The organism is Salegentibacter salarius (assembly GCF_900168265.1).
Lineage (GTDB): Bacteria > Bacteroidota > Bacteroidia > Flavobacteriales > Flavobacteriaceae > Salegentibacter > Salegentibacter salarius.
In genome coordinates, this window is sequence record NZ_FVZF01000030.1 from 1 (window position 1) to 20,271 (window position 20,271).

19 protein-coding genes and 2 tRNA genes are annotated in these 20,271 nt (G+C 36.5%); 8 read left to right on the plus strand and 13 right to left on the minus strand.

Annotated features, from left to right (window positions below; translation table 11 throughout):
• Positions 1–243: ATP-binding protein (locus tag B5440_RS14015; protein WP_159447425.1), on the plus strand; the 243-nt coding region annotated here is incomplete at its 5' end.
• 34 nt (positions 244–277) lie between these two features.
• Here the strand turns inward: B5440_RS14015 and B5440_RS14020 are convergent.
• The 8 genes from B5440_RS14020 to B5440_RS14055 all read right to left on the minus strand — a co-directional run bounded on the left by B5440_RS14020 (position 278) and on the right by B5440_RS14055 (position 8,019).
• Positions 278–2,308 (minus strand): peptidase domain-containing ABC transporter, encoded by a 2,031-nt coding sequence (locus B5440_RS14020; protein WP_079711164.1) that lies wholly within the window; start codon positions 2,306–2,308, stop codon positions 278–280.
• Between the two features lie 311 nt (positions 2,309–2,619).
• A complete protein-coding gene (locus tag B5440_RS14025; protein WP_070054642.1) occupies positions 2,620–3,885 on the minus strand; it encodes a site-specific integrase in 1,266 nt (421 codons plus the stop codon).
• A gap of 235 nt (positions 3,886–4,120) precedes the next feature.
• A tRNA-Arg gene (locus B5440_RS14030) sits at positions 4,121–4,194 on the minus strand.
• 89 nt (positions 4,195–4,283) lie between these two features.
• A complete protein-coding gene (locus B5440_RS14035) occupies positions 4,284–4,553 on the minus strand; it encodes an ATP-dependent Clp protease adaptor ClpS (RefSeq protein ID WP_070054610.1) in 270 nt (89 codons plus the stop codon).
• Positions 4,554–4,603: 50 nt separating this feature from the next.
• Positions 4,604–5,437, minus strand: coding sequence for a 50S ribosomal protein L11 methyltransferase (gene prmA, locus B5440_RS14040; protein ID WP_070054611.1), 834 nt, complete (start codon positions 5,435–5,437; stop codon positions 4,604–4,606).
• A 2-nt stretch (positions 5,438–5,439) separates the two neighbouring features.
• Entirely contained in the window at positions 5,440–6,192 is a 753-nt protein-coding gene (gene tpiA / locus B5440_RS14045; protein ID WP_070054612.1) for a triose-phosphate isomerase, read from the minus strand.
• 139 nt (positions 6,193–6,331) lie between these two features.
• Positions 6,332–7,426 (minus strand): BT_3928 family protein, encoded by a 1,095-nt coding sequence (locus B5440_RS14050; RefSeq protein ID WP_070054613.1) that lies wholly within the window; start codon positions 7,424–7,426, stop codon positions 6,332–6,334.
• Between the two features lie 47 nt (positions 7,427–7,473).
• Complete coding sequence (locus B5440_RS14055) at positions 7,474–8,019, minus strand: DUF1599 domain-containing protein (RefSeq protein ID WP_070054614.1); 546 nt, start codon at positions 8,017–8,019, stop codon at positions 7,474–7,476.
• Positions 8,020–8,499: 480 nt separating this feature from the next.
• Here B5440_RS14055 and folP point away from each other — a divergent pair, with 480 nt between their 5' ends.
• A complete protein-coding gene (folP, locus tag B5440_RS14060) occupies positions 8,500–9,324 on the plus strand; it encodes a dihydropteroate synthase (protein ID WP_070054615.1) in 825 nt (274 codons plus the stop codon).
• Between the two features lie 37 nt (positions 9,325–9,361).
• A complete protein-coding gene (gene cdaA, locus B5440_RS14065; protein ID WP_070054616.1) occupies positions 9,362–10,135 on the plus strand; it encodes a diadenylate cyclase CdaA in 774 nt (257 codons plus the stop codon).
• A gap of 97 nt (positions 10,136–10,232) precedes the next feature.
• Here the strand turns inward: cdaA and B5440_RS14070 are convergent, their stop codons facing one another.
• Together B5440_RS14070 and truA are read right to left on the minus strand one after the other, a co-directional pair.
• Positions 10,233–11,999 carry an ABC transporter ATP-binding protein gene (locus B5440_RS14070; RefSeq protein ID WP_070054617.1) on the minus strand — a complete coding sequence of 589 codons (1,767 nt, stop codon included), beginning with the start codon at positions 11,997–11,999 and terminating at the stop codon, positions 10,233–10,235.
• On the minus strand, positions 12,000–12,743 hold the full coding sequence (gene truA / locus B5440_RS14075; protein WP_070054618.1) for a tRNA pseudouridine(38-40) synthase TruA: 744 nt from the start codon (positions 12,741–12,743) through the stop codon (positions 12,000–12,002).
• Between the two features lie 114 nt (positions 12,744–12,857).
• Between truA and B5440_RS14080 the strand changes: the two genes are divergently transcribed.
• Entirely contained in the window at positions 12,858–13,349 is a 492-nt protein-coding gene (locus tag B5440_RS14080) for a metallophosphoesterase family protein (RefSeq protein ID WP_070054619.1), read from the plus strand.
• A 425-nt stretch (positions 13,350–13,774) separates the two neighbouring features.
• Here B5440_RS14080 and B5440_RS14085 read toward each other — a convergent pair whose 3' ends face one another.
• Positions 13,775–14,185, minus strand: coding sequence for a DUF4293 domain-containing protein (locus B5440_RS14085; protein ID WP_070054643.1), 411 nt, complete (start codon positions 14,183–14,185; stop codon positions 13,775–13,777).
• Between the two features lie 197 nt (positions 14,186–14,382).
• Between B5440_RS14085 and rho the strand changes: the two genes are divergently transcribed.
• Positions 14,383–16,035, plus strand: a complete 1,653-nt coding sequence (gene rho, locus B5440_RS14090) for a transcription termination factor Rho (protein WP_070054620.1) — start codon at positions 14,383–14,385, stop codon at positions 16,033–16,035.
• A 444-nt stretch (positions 16,036–16,479) separates the two neighbouring features.
• On the opposite strand, the gene B5440_RS14095 is transcribed toward rho, so the two are convergent.
• Positions 16,480–16,552 (minus strand) — tRNA-Gly (locus B5440_RS14095).
• 208 nt (positions 16,553–16,760) lie between these two features.
• Here B5440_RS14095 and B5440_RS14100 point away from each other — a divergent pair.
• The 3 genes from B5440_RS14100 to B5440_RS14110 are packed head-to-tail and all read left to right on the plus strand — an operon-like array spanning position 16,761 to position 19,260.
• Positions 16,761–17,312, plus strand: a complete 552-nt coding sequence (locus B5440_RS14100; RefSeq protein ID WP_070054621.1) for a ClpP family protease — start codon at positions 16,761–16,763, stop codon at positions 17,310–17,312.
• Positions 17,313–17,315: 3 nt separating this feature from the next.
• Positions 17,316–17,597 (plus strand): GNAT family N-acetyltransferase, encoded by a 282-nt coding sequence (locus B5440_RS14105; protein WP_070054622.1) that lies wholly within the window; start codon positions 17,316–17,318, stop codon positions 17,595–17,597.
• 25 nt (positions 17,598–17,622) lie between these two features.
• Positions 17,623–19,260, plus strand: coding sequence for a L,D-transpeptidase family protein (locus tag B5440_RS14110; protein ID WP_070054623.1), 1,638 nt, complete (start codon positions 17,623–17,625; stop codon positions 19,258–19,260).
• Here the strand turns inward: B5440_RS14110 and B5440_RS14115 are convergent, their stop codons facing one another.
• On the minus strand, positions 19,261–20,004 hold the full coding sequence (locus B5440_RS14115; protein ID WP_070054624.1) for a murein L,D-transpeptidase catalytic domain family protein: 744 nt from the start codon (positions 20,002–20,004) through the stop codon (positions 19,261–19,263).
• Positions 20,005–20,271: the final 267 nt, after the last annotated feature.

The window sequence follows — 20,271 nt, forward strand, 5'->3', positions numbered from 1 at the left end:
ATACTTGATGACTTTGGACTTAAAGGTCTGGATAATATTAACAGACACTCCCTGATGGAAATTATTGAAGATAGGCACGGAAAAAAATCTACTATAATAGCCTCCCAGTTACCGGTAGAGGCCTGGCACGAGATTATCGGAGAACAGACCATTGCAGACGCCATACTGGATCGTTTAGTTCATACCGCTCACAGAATAGATATCAAGGGGGAATCAATGAGGAAAAAACTTAAAAATAAATAGTAAATTTAACCATAATAGAATCGATTTTGAGCACTTAGTTTGCTATGCTCACTTTCATCCGGCGCACGTGGTTCACTTTGACCGGCTCATCCACCAGGGAGCTGGTGGCCTCATCAAGGAATAAATAATCTGGATTTTTATAAACTGCCCTTGCAAGTAAAATTCTTTGTCTCTCTCCGCCACTAAGGAGTTGCCCATTTTCACCAATCTTTGTCTGGTACCCAAGAGGTAGTTTTTCAATAAATTCATTTAGATTAACCATTTCTACAGCTTTTCGCAAGGAGATTCGATCCACCGGAATATCTGGTTGTGATTCTGTAATATTTCTTTCAATAGTATCGTTAAAAAGACAACCATCCTGCATTACCACTCCACACCTGCTTCTCCAAAAAGATGTATTAATATCACGAAGATCTTCATCTCCGACTTTCAAAGTACCTTTCCAGGGTTTATAAAATTTCAAAAGCATTTTTAATAAAGTTGTCTTTCCTGAACCGCTTGACCCAACAATTGCAGTGATCTTTCCTTTAGGAATCGTGATATTCAAATCATTTAACAAAGGAGGTAAGGAAGGGTTTCCATATCCAAAACTTAGATTCCTTAGCCGAAGATCTCCTTCGGGTATGGTATTGTCATACCTTCTTCTGTTATCTTCAGGTTTTTGATTATGTACTTCAGACAATCTATTAAAAGAGAGTTTGGCGCTCTGGTAATCTGTAAGAAAATTGATCATATTCGATATAGGCAAGGACAGTGAGCCAATAATAAATTGGATAGCCAGCATAGCCCCTAAAGTAATTTGACCTGTGATCACGGCTTTTGCAGACCAGAAAATTATCAAAATATTGGTTAATTCATTTAAGAATAAACCGCCTTTAATTTGAGCCTGCCCTACGCTTAAAATCTTTGACTTTATCCTGAAAAGACCATTTTGGTTAAGTTCCCACTCCCCTTTCCTCCTGTTCTCAGAATTGTTTAATTTAATTTCGGAAACAGCCAGAATGATCTGCAGAAATAGGGATTGGTCTTTCCTGTTAAGGTCGAAAAGCTGGTTATCCAAAAGTTCCTTTCTTTTCATAAATAATAATGACCAACCGAAAAACAAAGAAGTGCCGGTAAAGAAGATAAGTGCAATATGGGGATGGAAGTAAAACAGCACTAATCCGAATACTACTATAGAAAAGATATCAAAAGGAATATTTAAGCCACGGCCGGTTAGAAACTCGTCTATCCTTTGATGATCATAGATTCTTTGCATAAAATCACCGGTGTTTTTTGATTCAAAATATGCTAAAGGAAGGCTTAGTAGTTTTCCCAAAAAATCTGAAAGCATCTGAATATTTACTCGTGAATTTATATACAACAGGATCCAGTCTCTGATCACTTCTGATGCGGATCGCGTTAGAAATAGAAAGAACTGTGATAATAATATAAGGTTGATGAAACCAAAATCTTCATAATTAATTCCGTAGTCCACCAGGCTCTGGGTAAGGAAAGGAAGCATTAACTGAATGGTAGCGGCAATTATTAAACCCAGAAATAGCTGGTTTATATATCTTTTGTAAGGTTTGAGATAGTGAAGAAGAAAACCCAGACTATTTCTCTGCCCTACTTCTGGAGGTTCCTCATCTAAAAAATTATTATTGGGTTCTACCAAAAGAAGAACACCCTGTTTATTCTCTGCCTCAGTCCATTTGCTGATGAACTCATTATGGCGGTATTTCAACTTGCCATAGGCCGGGTCGGAGACATAAATGAACTTGTGGTTAACCTTATAAATAATTATAAAATGATTCCCCTCCCAATGTGCAATAGCAGGAAGGGGAATTTCTGAAATTAATTCCTGAAAATTTACTTTGATTCCGACTGATTCTATTCCCAATTTGCTTAATGCCTCGGAAAGTCCTCCCAAAGACGCTCCATCCTTTTGCAAAAAAGAGATTTGTCTTAAATATTGCAGATCATATTTTTTTCCGAAGAATTCTGTGAGCATCTTTAAACAAGATGGCCCACAATCCATTTGATCCATTTGACGATAAACGGGAAAATCGATAGTCCTAAACATAACAAATGAAACTAATTACAGTTAAATTTAATTTGGAATTGATTAGGTTCCATCTCAAATAATCGCTGATTTATAAATCACGTTCTTTTGGAATAGAGATAGGGGATATCTTTTCCTGTAATGTCGCTTATTATAAGATTTGTTTAATCGAGGGTATGCTTAAGACTTCCAATCGATTGGGCAGCAGAAATTTAAGAAATAAAATAATATGTTTTAAATAAATTTTATTAGCAAAAAGAGAAATTTTTAAAATAACAAAGTGATATAAAAAGGGGCAAACAATAAAAAGTATTGCCCCTTTATGTGTGAATTCAAGATGCCACATTTGGATTTTGAGTGGAATCTTCATCTTTCTTCTGTTTCAGAATTCCACGTAAAGCATTCATATCCTGGCTAATCTTGTTTTCCAAAACTCTGGCATAAATCTGAGTTGTAGAAATTTTGGTATGCCCTAAGAGTTTAGAAACTGTTTCTATTGGCACACCATTACTTAAAGTAACTGTAGTTGCAAAGGTATGCCTGGCCATATGAAAGGTCAAAATCTTCTTTATCCCACATAGAATAGCAACTTCTTTTAAATAAACGTTTAATTTCTCATTCGTGATTTTAGGTAATAAGGTTCCTGAGACAATGGTCATAGGGTGTTCTTCATATTTCTTAATCATTTCCATAACAGGCTCTAATAAGGGAACTTTAATTGGTGTATTAGTCTTTTGCCTTTTAGAAATAATCCATTTATTTCTATCTAAACCAATGGAAATATTATCTTTAGTAAGCTTCATTATATCAACATAACTGATACCTGTGTAACAACTGAAGACAAATAGATCGCGAACACGATCAAGCCTTTCTACCGGGAACTCATAAGTTTCCAAATTGGACAACTCACCAACTGACAAGAATTCCCGATCTTTTTTCTCAAAAGTATTTTTCCAACGGCGAAAGGGATCTTTATCTATCCATTCCATATTATAAGCTAGTGTAACCATTTTTCGTAAGCGCTGAATATGCTTCATAATAGTATTATGCCCCATAGCTTTTGGATGCCCTTTTGGATAGTAAGAGCCTAGAAAATCTTCAAAATCGCAGAGGAACTTATAGTTCAATTCTCTTAGATATACATCGGTTGTCTTTTTTTCTTTCTTTAAAAATTTAAAAATATAACCTTCAGTTATTTTGAAATTTTTAATAGTCCCAGGAGATAAGGTATGTTCTATTTTTCTGGAATGATAATCTATAAGATTCTGAAGTGATTTAGAGTTCTCATCTTCTCCTAGGTAAGTCGCTTTGATTAGCTGGGCAGTAATTTTCTTACCACTTGAATTTAAATCCTGATAACATTGGAAAATTCGGGCTTTAGTAGAATCCAAATAGTGATTTATTTGTTTTGCCTCTGAAGAAGTTCCCTTTACTTTCTTTTTCGAAGAATCCCATAAATCAAATGAAATTTTACGCTTTAAACTGACGAGGACCCTTCGTTGGTTCACAGTTATCCTGGCATAGATAATTCCCTGGTTAACCTTTTCATTTGTGGGTTTCACCCAAAAATGTACTGAAAATGTGTTTTTAGTTCGCATTGCTGTCATCTTTAAATTAAACATTTAAAATTTAGATGAAGTCAAATCAACAATACAAGTTCAAATATAAGCTTTTACCTTAAACGTAACCTTAGGTTACATTTGAAAATTAAGGTAACCTTTTAGTTCTCATTACAATTTGAATACTATCAAATAAAATAAAAACCCAAAAACTAAAAAACCGCGCTAATCATAAGATTTGCGCGGTTTTAAAAAGATTTGTTAATCTTTTAAGTGACCTTGCCAGGATTCAAACCTGGAACCTCCTGAGCCGTAATCAGGTGCGCTATTCAGTTGCGCCACAAGGCCATTAAATCATTGCTTTTCCTAAGCGGTTAAGCGGCTGCAAATATATTATTATTTTTATAATCTGGAAATAAATCTTTGATTTTTTTAGTCTAAACTATCTCTGCACTTAGTCCTTCTTCTAATAATTTTGAACATCTGGGTTTTAATTCATCAAAAGAACCGGTTTTAACCGTACACTTCCCTTTATAATGCACCAGAATAGCACATTGTTCAGCCTGCACTGGAGTATGCTCGCAGGCATATATTAAAGTTTCTATTACGTGATCAAACGTATTGTAATCGTCATTATAAAGTACGATCTCATTCTCCTTCTGCGTGGTGGTCTTCACCTCTTCTAATACTTCTTCTTTAGTACTCATCTTCATTTACAATTTTAAAACCTCAAAGATACAAATTATCTATAAAATGCTTATGCTGAAAACTTTACAGCCACCCAATTACTACTTTCGAAATGTTCTATATAAGTTAGCCCAAGTTTTATACAGGCTTCTTTAATTACCGGAATATCTTCCTCATAAAATCCGCTTAAAAAGAGGTCTCCACCCTTATTAAGACAGTCTACATAAATAGGAAGATCCCTTAGTAAAATGTTTCTATTAATATTAGCAAGAATCATATCATACTTTCTATCCTGCAGTAATTCGGCTCCGCCCTCTTCTACATTAATATTATCGCAATCATTTCTGCCTACATTTTCCATGGTATTCTGGTAACACCAATTATCAATATCAATAGCGTCAACAAACTTCGCCCCTTTTAAACTTGCCAGGATAGCTAACACACCGGTGCCGCAACCCATATCGAGCACAGCTTTATCGTTCCAGTCATTTTTTAATATATGCTGAATCATCATATGCGTGGTAGCGTGATGACCTGTTCCAAAAGACATTTTTGGTTCAATTACGATATCATATTCAACATCGGGCTCGGGATGAAAGGGTGCTCGCACACTACAAATATCGTTTACCATAATGGGATTGAAATTCTTTTCCCATTCCTCATTCCAGTTTACCTGTTCTATTTCTCCTTTAGAATAGGTGATTTCAAAATCCTCTGATTGTAAAATATGAACCCCTGCCAGGAGATCATCTTCGTATTCCTCGGCAGGGATATAGGCTGTAATGCCATCTTCTTCTTCCACAAAACTCTCAAACCCCAAATAGCCCAGCTCTGCTACAAGGATTTCCGAGGCAGGCTGCAGCGGTTCTATTTTAAACTTGAATTCGAGATAGTTTGAAGACATACTTAAAAGGCATTTATAATTTCCACAAAATCTACCGCTTTAAGACTAGCTCCACCAATAAGTCCGCCGTCCACATCTTCTTTTGCAAAGATCTCTTTGGCATTTGCTGGTTTCACACTTCCTCCATAAAGGATAGAAACATTTTGTGCGATTTTATCATTGAATTTTTCTGAAATATTCTTTCTGATAAAAGCGTGCATTTCCTGCGCTTGTTCTGGCGAAGCGGTCTCCCCGGTGCCAATTGCCCAAACCGGTTCGTATGCTAAGATCACATTTTTCCAATCTGCTTCTGAAATTTGATATAAACTCTCCTCTAGTTGTTTCGCAACAAGATCAAAATGCTTATCGCTTTTCCTATCGGCAAGTTCTTCCCCAAAGCAAAAAATAATTTTCATCTCGCTTTTAAGCGCTGAATTTACTTTTTCGGCAAGAATATCGTTGGTTTCTCCAAAATGGGCACGGCGTTCACTATGGCCAAGAATAACCGTATCTACACCAATACTTTTAAGCATTTTTGCTGACACTTCTCCGGTATAAGCTCCGTTCTCTGCCTGGTGCATATTTTGCGCCACAACCTGTACAGGAGTATCTTTTAAACCTTGAAAAGCTGAATATAAATTAGTAAAAGCCGGCGCCACCATAACTTCGGCTTCAGGCTCTTTTACCAATTGCATTTTTAAATGTGAAAGCAAATCTTGCGTTTCAGCAAGATCATTGTTCATTTTCCAGTTTCCGGCTACTATCTTTTTTCTCATAATTTCTTAGTTGATTTTAATTATTTCCGCGGAAAAAATCCGCACTCCTACAAATATATCGATAAGTATAAACATAGCTGTGCCCAAGCCGACTGAAGATTGGCTTTTTACCAATATTTTAAAAAATCTTAAGGATGATTTATAATTTTATATCGCCTGCATCAAACCAGTGCTTTTTCTGGGTAATTGTTCCTTTTTCCAAAACCAGAAGTCCGGGATTAGACCTTACAATGGTTTGTAGAACTTTTTTATCTACCTGGTAAAATTCAAAATCGAGCTTGAATTTATTTATGATTTTTTGCTGATCTGCATCATTTGAAGCAGTTAAACCAACTACTTTATAGCCCTTTTCTTCAGCTTCTGCTGCTAGTTTCTGAATGGCTTTAAAACCTTCCTGCTCGGTATGTGAAAGATCATAGGCTACTACCATAAAAAGCTTCTCAGCATCGAGAATTTGACTGGTGATCACCTCGCCATTGTCTTCAATTTCAAAATCCTGGATTGGAGGCACGTATCCTTCCTCGATCATCGTAGTTTCCACGCCAACAAATTCCCCTTCCTGATTAGGATAAGTACCATCTGTAGTTACTTTTACTTCTTCGCCATTTTGATTAAAAGTCCACTCATATTCATAGACGGCTTTTTGAGCGTCTTCAGGCACCTGCATTAATTCTTCAATATTATTTCCAATCTTATAAGCCCTAAAATCAAAGACCGGCAAATGCATCAATACATGGTAGCAAAACCAAAAACAAAGCATAAAGGATAAAAAAATGATCCAGCGATGTGAAATAGGATTAAAAACGGGAGTGATCAATTTTCGGTTAAAGAAAAGTATCAATATAAAAATCAGCAGAATAACATCTTTAATGAACGACTGCCAGGGGGTTAACGGGATCGCATCTCCAAAACATCCACAATCTGTAACCTTGTTGAAATAAGCCGAATAAAAGGTAAGAAACGTAAAGAAAACGATCATTAAAAGCAAGCTCCAGAGGGTAAATTTAGGCAGGTAACCAATTAGAAGCATAATCCCCACCACCAGCTCAAAAACCACCAATACTATAGCGATTACCAGTGAAAATGGAACCAGAACATCAAGCCCTAAAACCTCCGGACTAAAATATTCCTGTAGTTTATAAGAAAATCCCAGTGGATCATTGAGTTTTATAAATCCTGAAAAAATAAATAATACTCCAACCAGTACTCTGGAAATTCCTACTAATAATTTCATGCTCCTTTATTTATAAAATGCTTTTATCTTCTGAAAAGTTATAAAACCTATGCTTCTTCTTCACTCATTAGAATCATTGCGAATATGGAATAATTTATCATATCCTGGTAATTCGCATCAATCCCTTCGCTCACCAAGGTTTTCCCTTTATTATCTTCAATTTGCTTTACACGCAATAATTTTTGAATAATTAGATCGGTTAAAGAACTTACCCGCATATCTCGCCAGGCCTCGCCATAATCGTGATTTTTATTCATCATCAGGGCTTTGGTTTCAGCTATGTTTTCATCATAAAGCTCTGCAGCTTCTTCCACCCCAAGATCTGGTTGGGCGACAACGCCTTTTTTTAACTGAATTAAAGCCATGATCGAGTAATTGATGATTCCTATAAATTCAGATTTCTCATCCTCATCTACTTTTCTCACTCCATTTTCCTGGAGTTTTCTTATGCGCTGGGCTTTTATAAAAATTTGATCGGTAAGTGACGGAAGCCTAAGAATTCTCCAGGCGCTTCCGTAATCTTTCATCTTGTTAATAAACAGGCTGCGGCAGGTAGCCACCACCGCGTCATACTGTTTTGAGGTATTCTGCATAAAAGAGATCTAATTTCCGTAAATTTCGTGCAAATATTTTAGATAGTAAAACAATATTAATCTAATCGTTTTTTACAAATCCTTTCAAATATTAATAATTATGTATAACCTCCTACTTTCTAATATTGAGGTTTTATTTTTTTATACTTTGTAATGTGGATTTTTAAGCGGCCTACCGAAAATTTATCGTGAAAATTGAAGTGATGCACCGTGAAATTTTAGGCTGTTTGAGCTAAATTAATTTCTTTTTTTTAGTTGATTTCTTATAGCGAGTTCCTGAAATTTAGGCGCTGAACGATAAATTTAGATAAAGTTTCGTAAGCCTAGATTTTTTTGGTTCTTTTTTCATCAATGGAAAAAAGAACAAGCATAAATTATTTAAAACAGAATTAATATTAAAACCACATTTTATAATTTCTGAATTGAACTTTAAAAATCATTGTTTTTCACTTCAGAATATTCAATTAAAATCTCACGAAAATGACCATAAATTGCAAAGGCAAACTTATAGATCTTAACAACCCTAAAGTAATGGGGATCATTAATACCACTCCCAATTCTTTTTATGCTGAAAGTCGAAAAACTTCGGAAAAAGATATTCTTAAACAGGTAGAAAAAATGCTGAAAGATGGCGCCGATTTTATTGATGTTGGTGGCTATAGTACTCCGCCCGGAGCACCCAAAGTTGAGGAAACCGAAGAGTTGAAACGTGTACTTCCCGCAATAGAAAATATTTTAAAACATTTCCCGGAAACATTAATTTCTGTAGATACTTTTCGCGCAAATGTAGCCGAACAAAGTATTGAAGCCGGCGCAGCCATAATTAACGATATTTCTGCAGGAAATTTAGATCCTGAAATGATGAAAACCGTGGCAAAGCACCAAGTGCCTTATATTATGATGCACATGCGTGGCACACCACAAACTATGAAAGACCTCAACCAATATGATGATCTTTTGCAGGATATTTTATTCTATTTTTCAGAAAAAATAAGTGCGGCAAGAGCTTTAGGCATAAATGATCTTATTGTAGATCCAGGCTTTGGCTTTGCTAAGAATATTGATCAGAATTTTGAATTGCTTTCTAAAATGGAACTCTTTAAAACTTTAGAACTCCCTTTATTGGCAGGACATTCAAGAAAATCATTGATCTATAAAACTTTAAAAACATCGGCAGCAGAAGCTTTAAACGGAACTACCTTCTTAAATACCATAGCTCTATCTAAAGGCGCCAATATTTTGAGAGTACACGATGTAAAAGAAGCGGTAGAATGCACTAAATTATTTGCAGAACTTAATAAGTAGCCGCATATTTTCTATTTTTACAAAAAACCCCACTAATTTGGATATAATCAATCTTCGTTTTCTAGATGTGCTGGATATTGTATTTGTCGCATTCCTGCTGTATTATCTATATAAATTAGTAAAAGGAACAGTTGCGGTAAATATCTTTATAGGAATCGTGATTATTTACCTCATGGGAAGCCTTACCGAATTACTCCAAATGGAGCTTCTAAGCAGCGTTCTTGGTGAGTTTATAGGAGTGGGAATGTTTGCCCTAATCGTAGTTTTTCAACAGGAAATCAGGAAATTCCTGTTAATGATTGGGTCAACAAATTTCACGCAAAAAGGAAAATTCTTTACTCAGCTTAGATTTTTAAAAGGTGACCTGGAAACCAGCACCAATGTAGATGACATTATTTCTGCCTGTGAAGCCATGGGACAAAGTTATACGGGTGCCTTAATTATTATTCAGAAAAACACGAACCTGGATTTTGTAAAAAATTCCGGAGACGATATGAATATTGAACTCAATCAACCTATTATAGAATCTATTTTCTACAAGAATTCACCACTTCACGATGGTGCAATGGTAATAGAAGATAACAAGATTACCGCCACTCGCGTAATTCTTCCGGTTTCTAACGATAGGTCTATTCCGCTTAGATTTGGGTTACGTCACCGTGCGGCTGTTGGAATTACGGAAAAAACCGATGCGCTTGCACTTGTAGTGAGCGAGGAAACGGGTCAGATTTCTTATGTACGAGACGGGGAATTTGTAATGTTTGAAAGCAACGACGAACTTATAGATCGAATTAAAGAAGATCTTCTGTAATCGCTCATAGAAGGTTTAATTTCAAAAGGTTTACTCTTGAAATTCTATAACAATTTTCCGAATTATCCCTAATTGCTTTCCTTAAATTTCCTCGAGTTTATAAGCTCTCCTCTGCCATAAACTGAACTTCATAAAGGTTTTTGTAGTATCCACCTTTCTTCTGAAGCAGTTGGGTATGAGTTCCTATTTCCACAATTTCACCAGCATCCATTACCATAATTTTGTCGGCCTTTTTGATAGTAGCAAGCCTATGGGCAATTACAATTGAGGTTCTGCCTTTCGTGATCTTATCGGTGGCTTTTTGGATTAAAAGTTCGCTATAAGTATCAACTGAAGACGTTGCTTCATCCAGGATTAAAATACTTGGATTACTCATATAAGCCCGTAAAAAAGAAATAAGCTGGCGCTGCCCAGAAGATAACATGGCTCCCCGCTCTTTTACATTATAATGATAAGCATTAGGCAAGGTATTGATGAAATTGTGAATACCAATCTGTTTGGCTGCATTAATCACGTCTTCTTCAGTGATATCTGGATTACTTAAGTTTATATTGGCAAGAATAGTATCAGCAAAAAGGAAAACGTTTTGCAACACCACCGCAATTTCAGAGCGTAAAGATTCCAGGGTAATATCTTTTATATCAATGCCGTCTACAAGAATTTGCCCGCTATCTATTTCATAAAAACGATTCAGTAAATTGATTACCGTAGATTTCCCGGCGCCGGTAGCACCAACAATAGCAATAGTTTCGCCGGCATTTGCTTTAAATGAAACGCCTTTTAAAACTTCCTCATCATCGGTATAGCTGAAACGAACATTTTTAAATTCTATCTCGCCTTTTAGGTCTTCAACTTCAATTTTACCTTCGTTACTAATAGAAGAATCGGTATCTAAAATTCCAAAAACACGATTCGCAGCAACCATCCCCATTTGCAACGTATTAAATTTATCGGCGATTTGACGTAGCGGCCTAAAAAGTAGTTGAGATAATTCAATAAAGGCAATTATCACACCCAGTGTAATTCCATCGTCTGCAACCGCACGTAAACCACCAAACCAAACGATTAAACCAATGGTTATAGAAGTTGCCATTTCAGCAATTGGAAAGAAAATAGAGTTATACCAAACCGTTTTTACCCAGGCATTTCGGTGTTTATTATTAATTTCTTTAAAATTCTTGTATTCTTCTTTTTCGCGGGTAAAGAGCTGCACGATCTTCATCCCGGTAATTCGCTCCTGCACAAAGGTATTTAGATTGGCAACCTGTGTTCTTACTTCTTCAAAAGCGACTTTCATTTTCTTCTGAAAAACACGCGTAGCGTACATAATTAGCGGAAGCACGGTCAATACCAACAAGGTTAACTGCCAGCTCTGGTAAAACATAAAGCCTATTACCACCAGCATTTTTAGAATATCACTGATAATCATAAAAAGCCCCTGGCTAAAAATACTGGCAATAGTTTCAATATCGCTTACCGCACGGGTTACCAAACGCCCAACTGCCGACTTATCGAAATAAGTCATTTTAAAACCGAGCATATGTTTAAAAAGGTTTACACGAAGGTCTCTAACCACTTCCTGCCCTAACCAGTTGGCGAAATACACAAATAGAAACTGAAAAATAACTTCCAGCACTAAAACCCCGGCCATTAAACCCACATAAAAAACCAGGTTATCATAATCCTGAGGTGTAATTGCATCGTCTACAGTAACCTTCAATAAATAGGGTCTTAAAACAGCAAAAAATGAAAGTAAAATAGCAGCAACCGCCACAAAATAGAAAGTTACTTTGTAGGGATTAGTGTATTTAAGCAGGCGCTTAAATAAATCAAAATCGAATGCGTTACCTGTTTTAGATGCCATTTATTTTATTGCTATTTCCGGATAAGTAACCCTGGTAAGGTATAATGCTTTTGCAGGCACCGAAGTTCCCGCCTTACTCCTGTCTTTACTTTTTATAACCTCGTGCATATTTTCAATAGGTTGCTTCCCCAAACCAATTTCCAGTAAGGTTCCCACAATTGCACGCACCATATTCCTTAAAAATCTGTCGGCTGAAATATGAAAAACCAACACTCCATTTTCAATTTTCCAAACCGCCTCAGTAATCTTGCAATTATAGGTTTTTACATCGGTTTTAGACTTTGAAAAACACTTAAAATTAGTATAATCCTTTAAGATTTCTGCGGCCTTATTCATTTTTTCAACATCCAGCTTATTCTTCAAAAAATAACTTCTATCTTCTAAAAAAGGATCTTTATGCTGAACGATATGATATTCATAACTCCGGCTTAAAGCATCAAAACGAGCATGTGCATCAGGTTTTACTTCAAAGAAATCCCGTAAAGCTATATCTGCCGGAAGTAAGGAATTCATTTTAAAGTGAAAAGCTTCTTTTTCAAGTTCGTTATCGGTATCAAAATGTGCAAAGATCTGTTTGGCGTGCACCCCGGCATCTGTTCTTCCTGCGCCAACAATAGCTACTTTTTGTTGAAAAACAACCGAAAGAGCCCGTTCTATTTCTTCCTGAACCGAAATTGCGTTTGGTTGATTTTGCCAACCGTGATAAGCCTTTCCAAAATATGCCAGTTCTAAAAAATACCTCAACCGAGTTCTTTATTTTTATATTTGCGAACTGCAAAGATAAGGCATTTATTAGAAGCTTAAATCCTTTGAAGGCATCGGTTTCAAAATGATTCTATAAACAAAAACAATCCCGATTTGAAAAAAATATTGCTGTTAAGCGACACCCATAGTCATATTGACGAAAGAATTCTACATTACGCAGCGGAAGCCGATGAAATATGGCACGCCGGCGATATTGGCATAACCGATATTACCGATGAATTAAAAAAAGTAAAACCCTTAAGAGCAGTTTACGGTAACATTGACGATGCAGAGATAAGAAAAGAGTTTCCGCTTCACCAGCGTTTTAAATGTGAAGGAGTAGATGTCTGGATTACGCATATTGGCGGTTACCCCGGCAAATACTCACCTGCAATTAGGGAAGAAATTAAAAGAAATCCGCCAAAACTCTTTATTAGCGGGCACTCCCATATTTTAAAGGTTATGAACGACAAAACCCTGGGATTACTTCATATGAATCCGGGAGCAGCAGGAAAGCAGGGATTCCATAAAAAACGTACTATGCTTAGATTTAAAATTGACGCAGGAGAAATCAAGGATTTAGAAGTGATAGAACTCAAGAGTTAGTAGGCAGTTCTTTAGGTGGCAGTAAGCAGTTTCAGTATACAGTATCAGTTTGCAGCGGGCAGTCGCAGTAACCAATATGCATTTTGAAACTCTAGTTGTTGCAATGGAGGCACGACTGAAGCAATCTCTTCTAATAAATTCAATAAAAACTTTTGATCTAAAGATTACCACGCTCCGAGTAATATTCCGCATCAGCTCTTTTAATATAAGAGTCTTCCTGACTCCGTAATGAACCCTTCCGTCCCATCTATGATGTGCCACCTTCCCTTGAAAAAGGGAAGGAACTTTTATTGTTTTTGTAAAAACAAGTACAATAATTAAAGATATTCGTGTATTAGTGGCATCTTATTAATGCTTATAAAAACTAAAAAACCCGAAGCTTTCACTTCGGGTTTTCACGCACTAATACTACTAAGATGATAGGCTTATCGTAATCGGTCCACAGATTTTACGAGATCTTCGTCCTTTTTAATGGCCTTATTGGCCAAAACAAGAAAAACGATAGAAATGATTGGAAGAAACATCCCAATACCCTTCTCTGAAATATCCATTTCTCCAGGTAAACTTAGCGACCAATAAACAAACACTCCTAGTAAAAAAAAGTTTAATAAGATATTTAGACGCCCCAATACAAATTGAAGCTTTCTGTTTTTGAACATAAAAATACTCACCAAAGATAACAAAGCTGAAGCAAGAAATGCAATAAAAACCATAAGATAATCTTGTGCATACATTGCAACTCCTTCAGAATTTTCCCAGAGCGAAAAAGCAAAAATTAGCCCTCCACTCACAATAACAGCAATAAGTAAATATATAGTTTGGATTCGTTGTAGCATATCTTCCAGTGAAATTCGCGAACAAAAATAAAGATTCTTTTTAGAATTGCTATTCAAAATATTAAAATAAAGTTGTATACTTGCAGGAACATTTCGTAACCAATTCAAAACAGGTTACTTAAGTCTCCAAATTTTTTTCGATTCTTCCTCGAGAAGTTTAACAATCAACCCAAACACAAATTTATTTTTAATTATCCATGTTTGAAATTTCAGAATTAAAAGCTAAAAAGCTTCCTGAGTTGCAGGATATCGCTAAATCTTTAAATGTCCCAAAATTCAGGACCTTGAAAAAATTAGATCTGGTATATCAAATCCTGGACTATCAGGCTGCCAACCCTAAAAAGGCGAAAGAAGCACTTACAGACGACACAAAAAAGGAGGAAACTCCAAAAAGTGAAGTACAAAGTAAATCTTCAGAAAAACCACAGGCTAAAAAAGGTGGCAAAGTAGGGAGTAATAAAAAGCCACCCAGGGCTGCTGCAACCGCAGAGACCAAAGATTCGCGTCCGGCAAAAAAGGAAAGCAATTCTCCTAAAAAAGAAGAAACACCTTCAAAGCCAAGAGAAAATAAAAAGCCGGAGCAAAAGCCAAAGGACACAAGAGACGATAATTCTTCTAAAAACCAGAAGAACAATCCTCGTGAGCATAAAAAAGATACACGCAGTAAAAATAACGGAAGCCGCGAGAGCGGAAACCGTGATGGCCGTAATCGCTACCGCGAACCAGATTATGAGTTTGATGCGATTATTGAGAGTGAAGGTGTACTAGACATTATGCAGGACAACTATGGTTTCCTAAGATCTTCAGACTACAATTACCTTACATCTCCCGATGATATTTATGTATCCCAGTCGCAAATTCGCTTATTCGGATTAAAAACCGGAGACACCGTATTAGGGCAAATAAGACCTCCAAAAGAAGGTGAGAAATATTTCCCATTAATCAAGATCAACAAAATTAATGGATTGGATCCTCAGGTTGTGAGAGACCGTGTTTCTTTTGAACACTTAACTCCACTTTTCCCAAAGGAAAAATTCAATATTGCTGAAAAGCAAAGCAGCTTATCTACCCGTATTATGGACCTCTTTTCCCCTATTGGAAAAGGCCAGCGTGGTATGATAGTTTCCCAGCCTAAAACTGGTAAAACAATGTTGCTTAAGGATATTGCTAATGCAATTGCAGCGAACCATCCTGAGGTTTATCAAATAGTTTTACTTATTGATGAACGCCCTGAAGAGGTTACCGATATGCAACGTAATGTACGAGGTGAAGTGGTAGCTTCTACTTTTGATAAAGAAGCTCACGAACACGTGCGAGTTGCGAATATCGTTTTAGAAAAAGCAAAGCGTTTGGTAGAATGTGGTCACGATGTTGTGATTCTTTTAGATTCTATTACTCGTTTGGCGCGTGCATACAACACCGTACAGCCTGCAAGTGGAAAAGTATTGAGTGGTGGTGTAGACGCAAATGCCCTACATAAACCAAAACGTTTCTTTGGTGCTGCCCGTAATATTGAAAACGGTGGTTCATTATCAATTATCGCTACCGCCCTTACCGATACCGGTTCTAAAATGGACGAAGTGATCTTTGAAGAATTTAAAGGAACAGGAAACATGGAGCTGCAATTAGATAGAAAAATTGCGAACCGTAGAATTTTCCCTGCGATTGATCTTACTTCTTCGAGTACACGTCGAGACGACTTATTACTTGATGAAAACACGATACAAAGAATGTGGGTGTTGCGTAAATATCTTGCCGATATGAATCCTATAGAAGCTATGGAATTTATTAACGATAGGATTAAACAAACCAAAAACAACGAAGAGTTCCTGATCTCTATGAACGGGTAAACCCTTCTTAAGTTATAAATTGAAAAAAATCCGGAAGCTTTTAGTTTCCGGATTTTTTTATGATTCTTTTTAAAAGATCAGGGCTCTGGTCTTATTAATTTCCAATCAGGAAAGGCTTCTCACCCGGCGAATTTTCATCGTTTTTGACAGAAAAAAGATGTCACGTAAAAAGTTCTAAAACCGTCATCCTGAATTTATTTCAGAGCTTGCTCCGAAATTTATTCGGAGATCTAAAATGTCGATAATCAGAACAAGTTAGAAGCTGAAACAAGTTCAGCTTGACGAAACTATACTTTTCAAACAACTTCTCTTCTGAGAGCGGGAGACCGGGTTTCCCGATATTACGCCTTAGGAGGCTCCGATCGGGACAGGCTTCTCACCCGGCGAATTTTCATCATTCTTTTGCATAAAAAAACCCTCACTAAATGTGAAGGTTCTTTTTAGAGCGGGAGACCGGGTTCGAACCGGCGACATTCAGCTTGGAAGGCTGACGCTCTACCAACTGAGCTACTCCCGCATTTGTTCTGCAAATATAAAGTTTAAACCCTTCAATTTCCAAAGGAAAATTAAACTTTTTAGACTCTGCTATCCTATTTACTTAATATTCAGAGTAAAAATAAAATGAAGCGATAAAATCTTGTTAAATGGGTAATTAAAAAACAAGTGTTCCGACAAATAAATCTTATTTTTAATGCCTAACAGAATACATCTTAAATCAATTTCTTATGAGTAATAAACCCGGTAAAACCCAGGACCTAATAGACGCAAAATTCCTTAAAGAACGTAAAGTATTTCTTTGGGGTGAAGTCAACGATGAATCAGCCAAACACGTTATAGACAGACTTCTTTATCTTGATATGGAAGGAGATGAGGAAATCCAGTTTTTTATTAATAGTCCCGGCGGTTATGTAACCGACGGATTTGCGATTTACGATACTATGCAAAGCCTTAAAAGCCCTGTTTCAACCATTTGTAGCGGTCTAGCCGCTTCTATGGGTTCTATTTTACTTTCTGGCGGAACAAAAGGCAGAAGGTTTATACAAACACACGGAAAAGTTATGATCCACCAACCTATGGGTGGCGCTAGAGGACAAGCTTCAAACATCGAAATCCAGGCGAACGAAATCTTAAAAACCCGGGAATTAAGTGCAAAGCTTCTTGCTGATAATTGTGGGCAAACTATAGAAAAGGTACTTAAAGATTTTAATCGTGACTACTGGATGGATGCCCAGGAATCTTTAGACTACGGAATTGTTGACGGTATTTTCAAGAAATAATTTATGGATATTAAACATCGTGAAAACGATAGCCGCGGAATGTTCTTTGTGAAAGATGAAAAAGGAATTTACGCAGAGCTAACGTATCAAAAGAAGGCAGGAGATATTCTTGTTATAGATCACACAGAGGTTAGACCAGAACTGGAAGGCCAGGGAATTGCCACCAAGCTGCTGGCCCATAGTGTAGAATTTGCTCGTGAAAATAATTATAAGATAGAGCCCCTATGCCCTTTCGCTGAAGTGCAATTTGACAGAAACAAGTCTTACAACGATGTAAGAGCTTAAAAACCTACTAACTTTTTCCTCTTTTATGAAGTTCCCCCGTTTACTATTATTCCTTGGTTTAATGATTTTATTTTCTTGTGAAGAAGATCAAAAAACGGGAATTGAAACTTCAAAAGAGGAAGAAGCAGTAGTTATTGAGAAATTGGCTTCAGCTGATTTAATTGCCAAAAGATTCTCCACGCTTTCCAATTCCGTTGGAAATATAGATCTGCAATATCCCGATTTACTTGATTCTATATATTCAAAACGTGATTATAAACCAATTTGGACCGATAGGGCGTTACGGGAAGATCTTTACCGAGGTATAGAAAGAGCTGAAGAAGACGGCCTGGAGCCAGAGGATTATCATTTAAGCTACCTAAAAAAGTCTCTTTCTAATTTATCGGAATTAGATGATGAAGAACGCAGCTTGACCGAAATTATCCTGACCGATGCTTTTTTCAGCCTTACTTCAGATTATAATTCAGGGAAATTAGATCCTAAAGAAATTTATAGTATTTGGGGTGTAGAAAGCAATAAAATAGACCTCCCGGGACTCTTAGATCACGGAGTTGAGCAAAACAATATTCTGGCGGCTATAGATTCTGTAGTACCAAAACACGAGGTCTATAAAGGTTTAAAACGCAGTTTAAAAGAATACAGGGAACTGGCAGAAAACGAAAAAGACCCCATTTTTATTTCCGAAGAAGGAGAGAGCATTAAAGCCGATGAAAAAGACGAGCGAATTCCTAATATAAAAAGGCGCTTAAAAGAATTAGGCTACTGGGATAATGAAATTGCAGACAGTCTTATTACCTACGATGAACCTTTACAGGAAGCAGTTAAGGAATTCCAGGAAAAGTATGGCATTGAAACCGATGGCGTGATTGGCGGCGGCACAATTAAAACCCTTAATAAGACCTATCAGGACAGACTGGAACAGATTTTAGTGAACCTGGAACGCTGGCGCTGGTATCCCAAAGATCTGGGCGAACAATATATCATTGTAAATATTGCAAATTATCGCTTGCATCTGGTTAAAGGTCAAGACACTCTTGCCACACACCGCACCTTGGTGGGTACTGAAGCCAGAAAAACCCCTGTTTTCTCAGATAAGGTAGAACATATAGTTTATAATCCAACCTGGACTATTCCGCCCACGATTAAGAGCAAAGATGTGATCCCTTCAGCTTCCAAAGATCCCGATTATATAAACAGGAAGAATTTCAGCATTTTTAATCAGAGTGGTGAAAAAATGAATCCGCACGAAGTTAACTGGTCTTCTTCTAAAGTGAGAGGTTATACTTTTAGGCAGGAAGCCGGGCCGGCAAATCCGCTTGGTTTGGTTAAGATCATCTACCCAAATCAATATATGATATACCTACACGATACACCCTCAAAATCCCTTTTCAATAAAAATATTAGGGCGCAAAGTTCTGGTTGTGTAAGAGTGCAGGGCGTTTTAGAGTTAGCTAAAACTCTTTTAAACGATCAGCCAAAATATGATGATGATAAAATTCAGGAAATCATTAATTCCGGGAAAACCACAACCATCAAGGTTACGCAAAACGTGAATGTACACCATCTATACTGGACTGCCTGGAACGAAAATGGCAGCACCCGTTTTGCAGAAGATATCTACAAAAGAGATGCTGCCATCTATAAATTACTTACTGAAAATTAATTAGTTCAGCAGGGTAGATTTACTTAGGTAATCTTTATTATTCTTATGGATATATACTACCGATTCTTCTTTGATAGTATCTATTACATCTTTAGCAATGGTATTAGGCACAGCCGGGCAACCATAGCTTCTTCCTAATCTTCCAATTCTGTCTATAAAGTTAGGTTCAGCATAATCTGCTCCGTGAATTACCACATAACGTTTACGAGCATTGCTATTAAAGCCTTTCTCCATACCGTCTATAAATAACGACAATCCGTTTTTTCCGTAGTAAGTTTCAGCCGTAACGTAAAACCCAAGTGAACTTTGCAGGGAGTTTACAGTATTAGAAAATTTGGTAGCAAACTCACCACCGGTATTTTTTCCGTGGGAAACATAAGTATTAAACAGTACTTTTTTAGTTTCCATATTCATAATCCACATCCGTTTTTTTGTAGAGGAAAGTCCAAAATCTATCACGGTAAGGATTTTTTTACCCACTTTACCAGTTTCGTCTAATTGTTCATAGCCTTTAATGGCTTTTTCGAACACAGGCATCGCCGGGACACTAATATTTTTGGTAGAAAACTCGCTATAAAGAGTAGCGACTTTATTTTCGAAATTTGATTCGTTATTTTCTTCAGGAATTGGATCAGCGATCGCTTCTATTTCTGAAGTTTCAAGGTTAGTTTTTAAATCATCTGTTGTTGTAAATGCGAAAGAGAAGGTTAATACGCCAAATACAGTCAGAAGTCTATAAATCATACACGTTGTTTTAAATTAATGTTCTCTTAATTAATTCCAAATGTAATGCCAACATACAAGATAATCTTATTAATTGAACTTTTAACGCTTCAGAGCGCAAATTTTAACATTTACAGGCTTATAAGGCTATAATCCAAGATATTATATATTCACACTAGTCTTTTTAAGAACGATTAATTGAAGAAAAAAGTATTCCAAAGTATAATGTTTATTGTTAAAATTTTAAATCTTATCTTATAGGGGAATTCAAAATTCTTTACCAAAAAT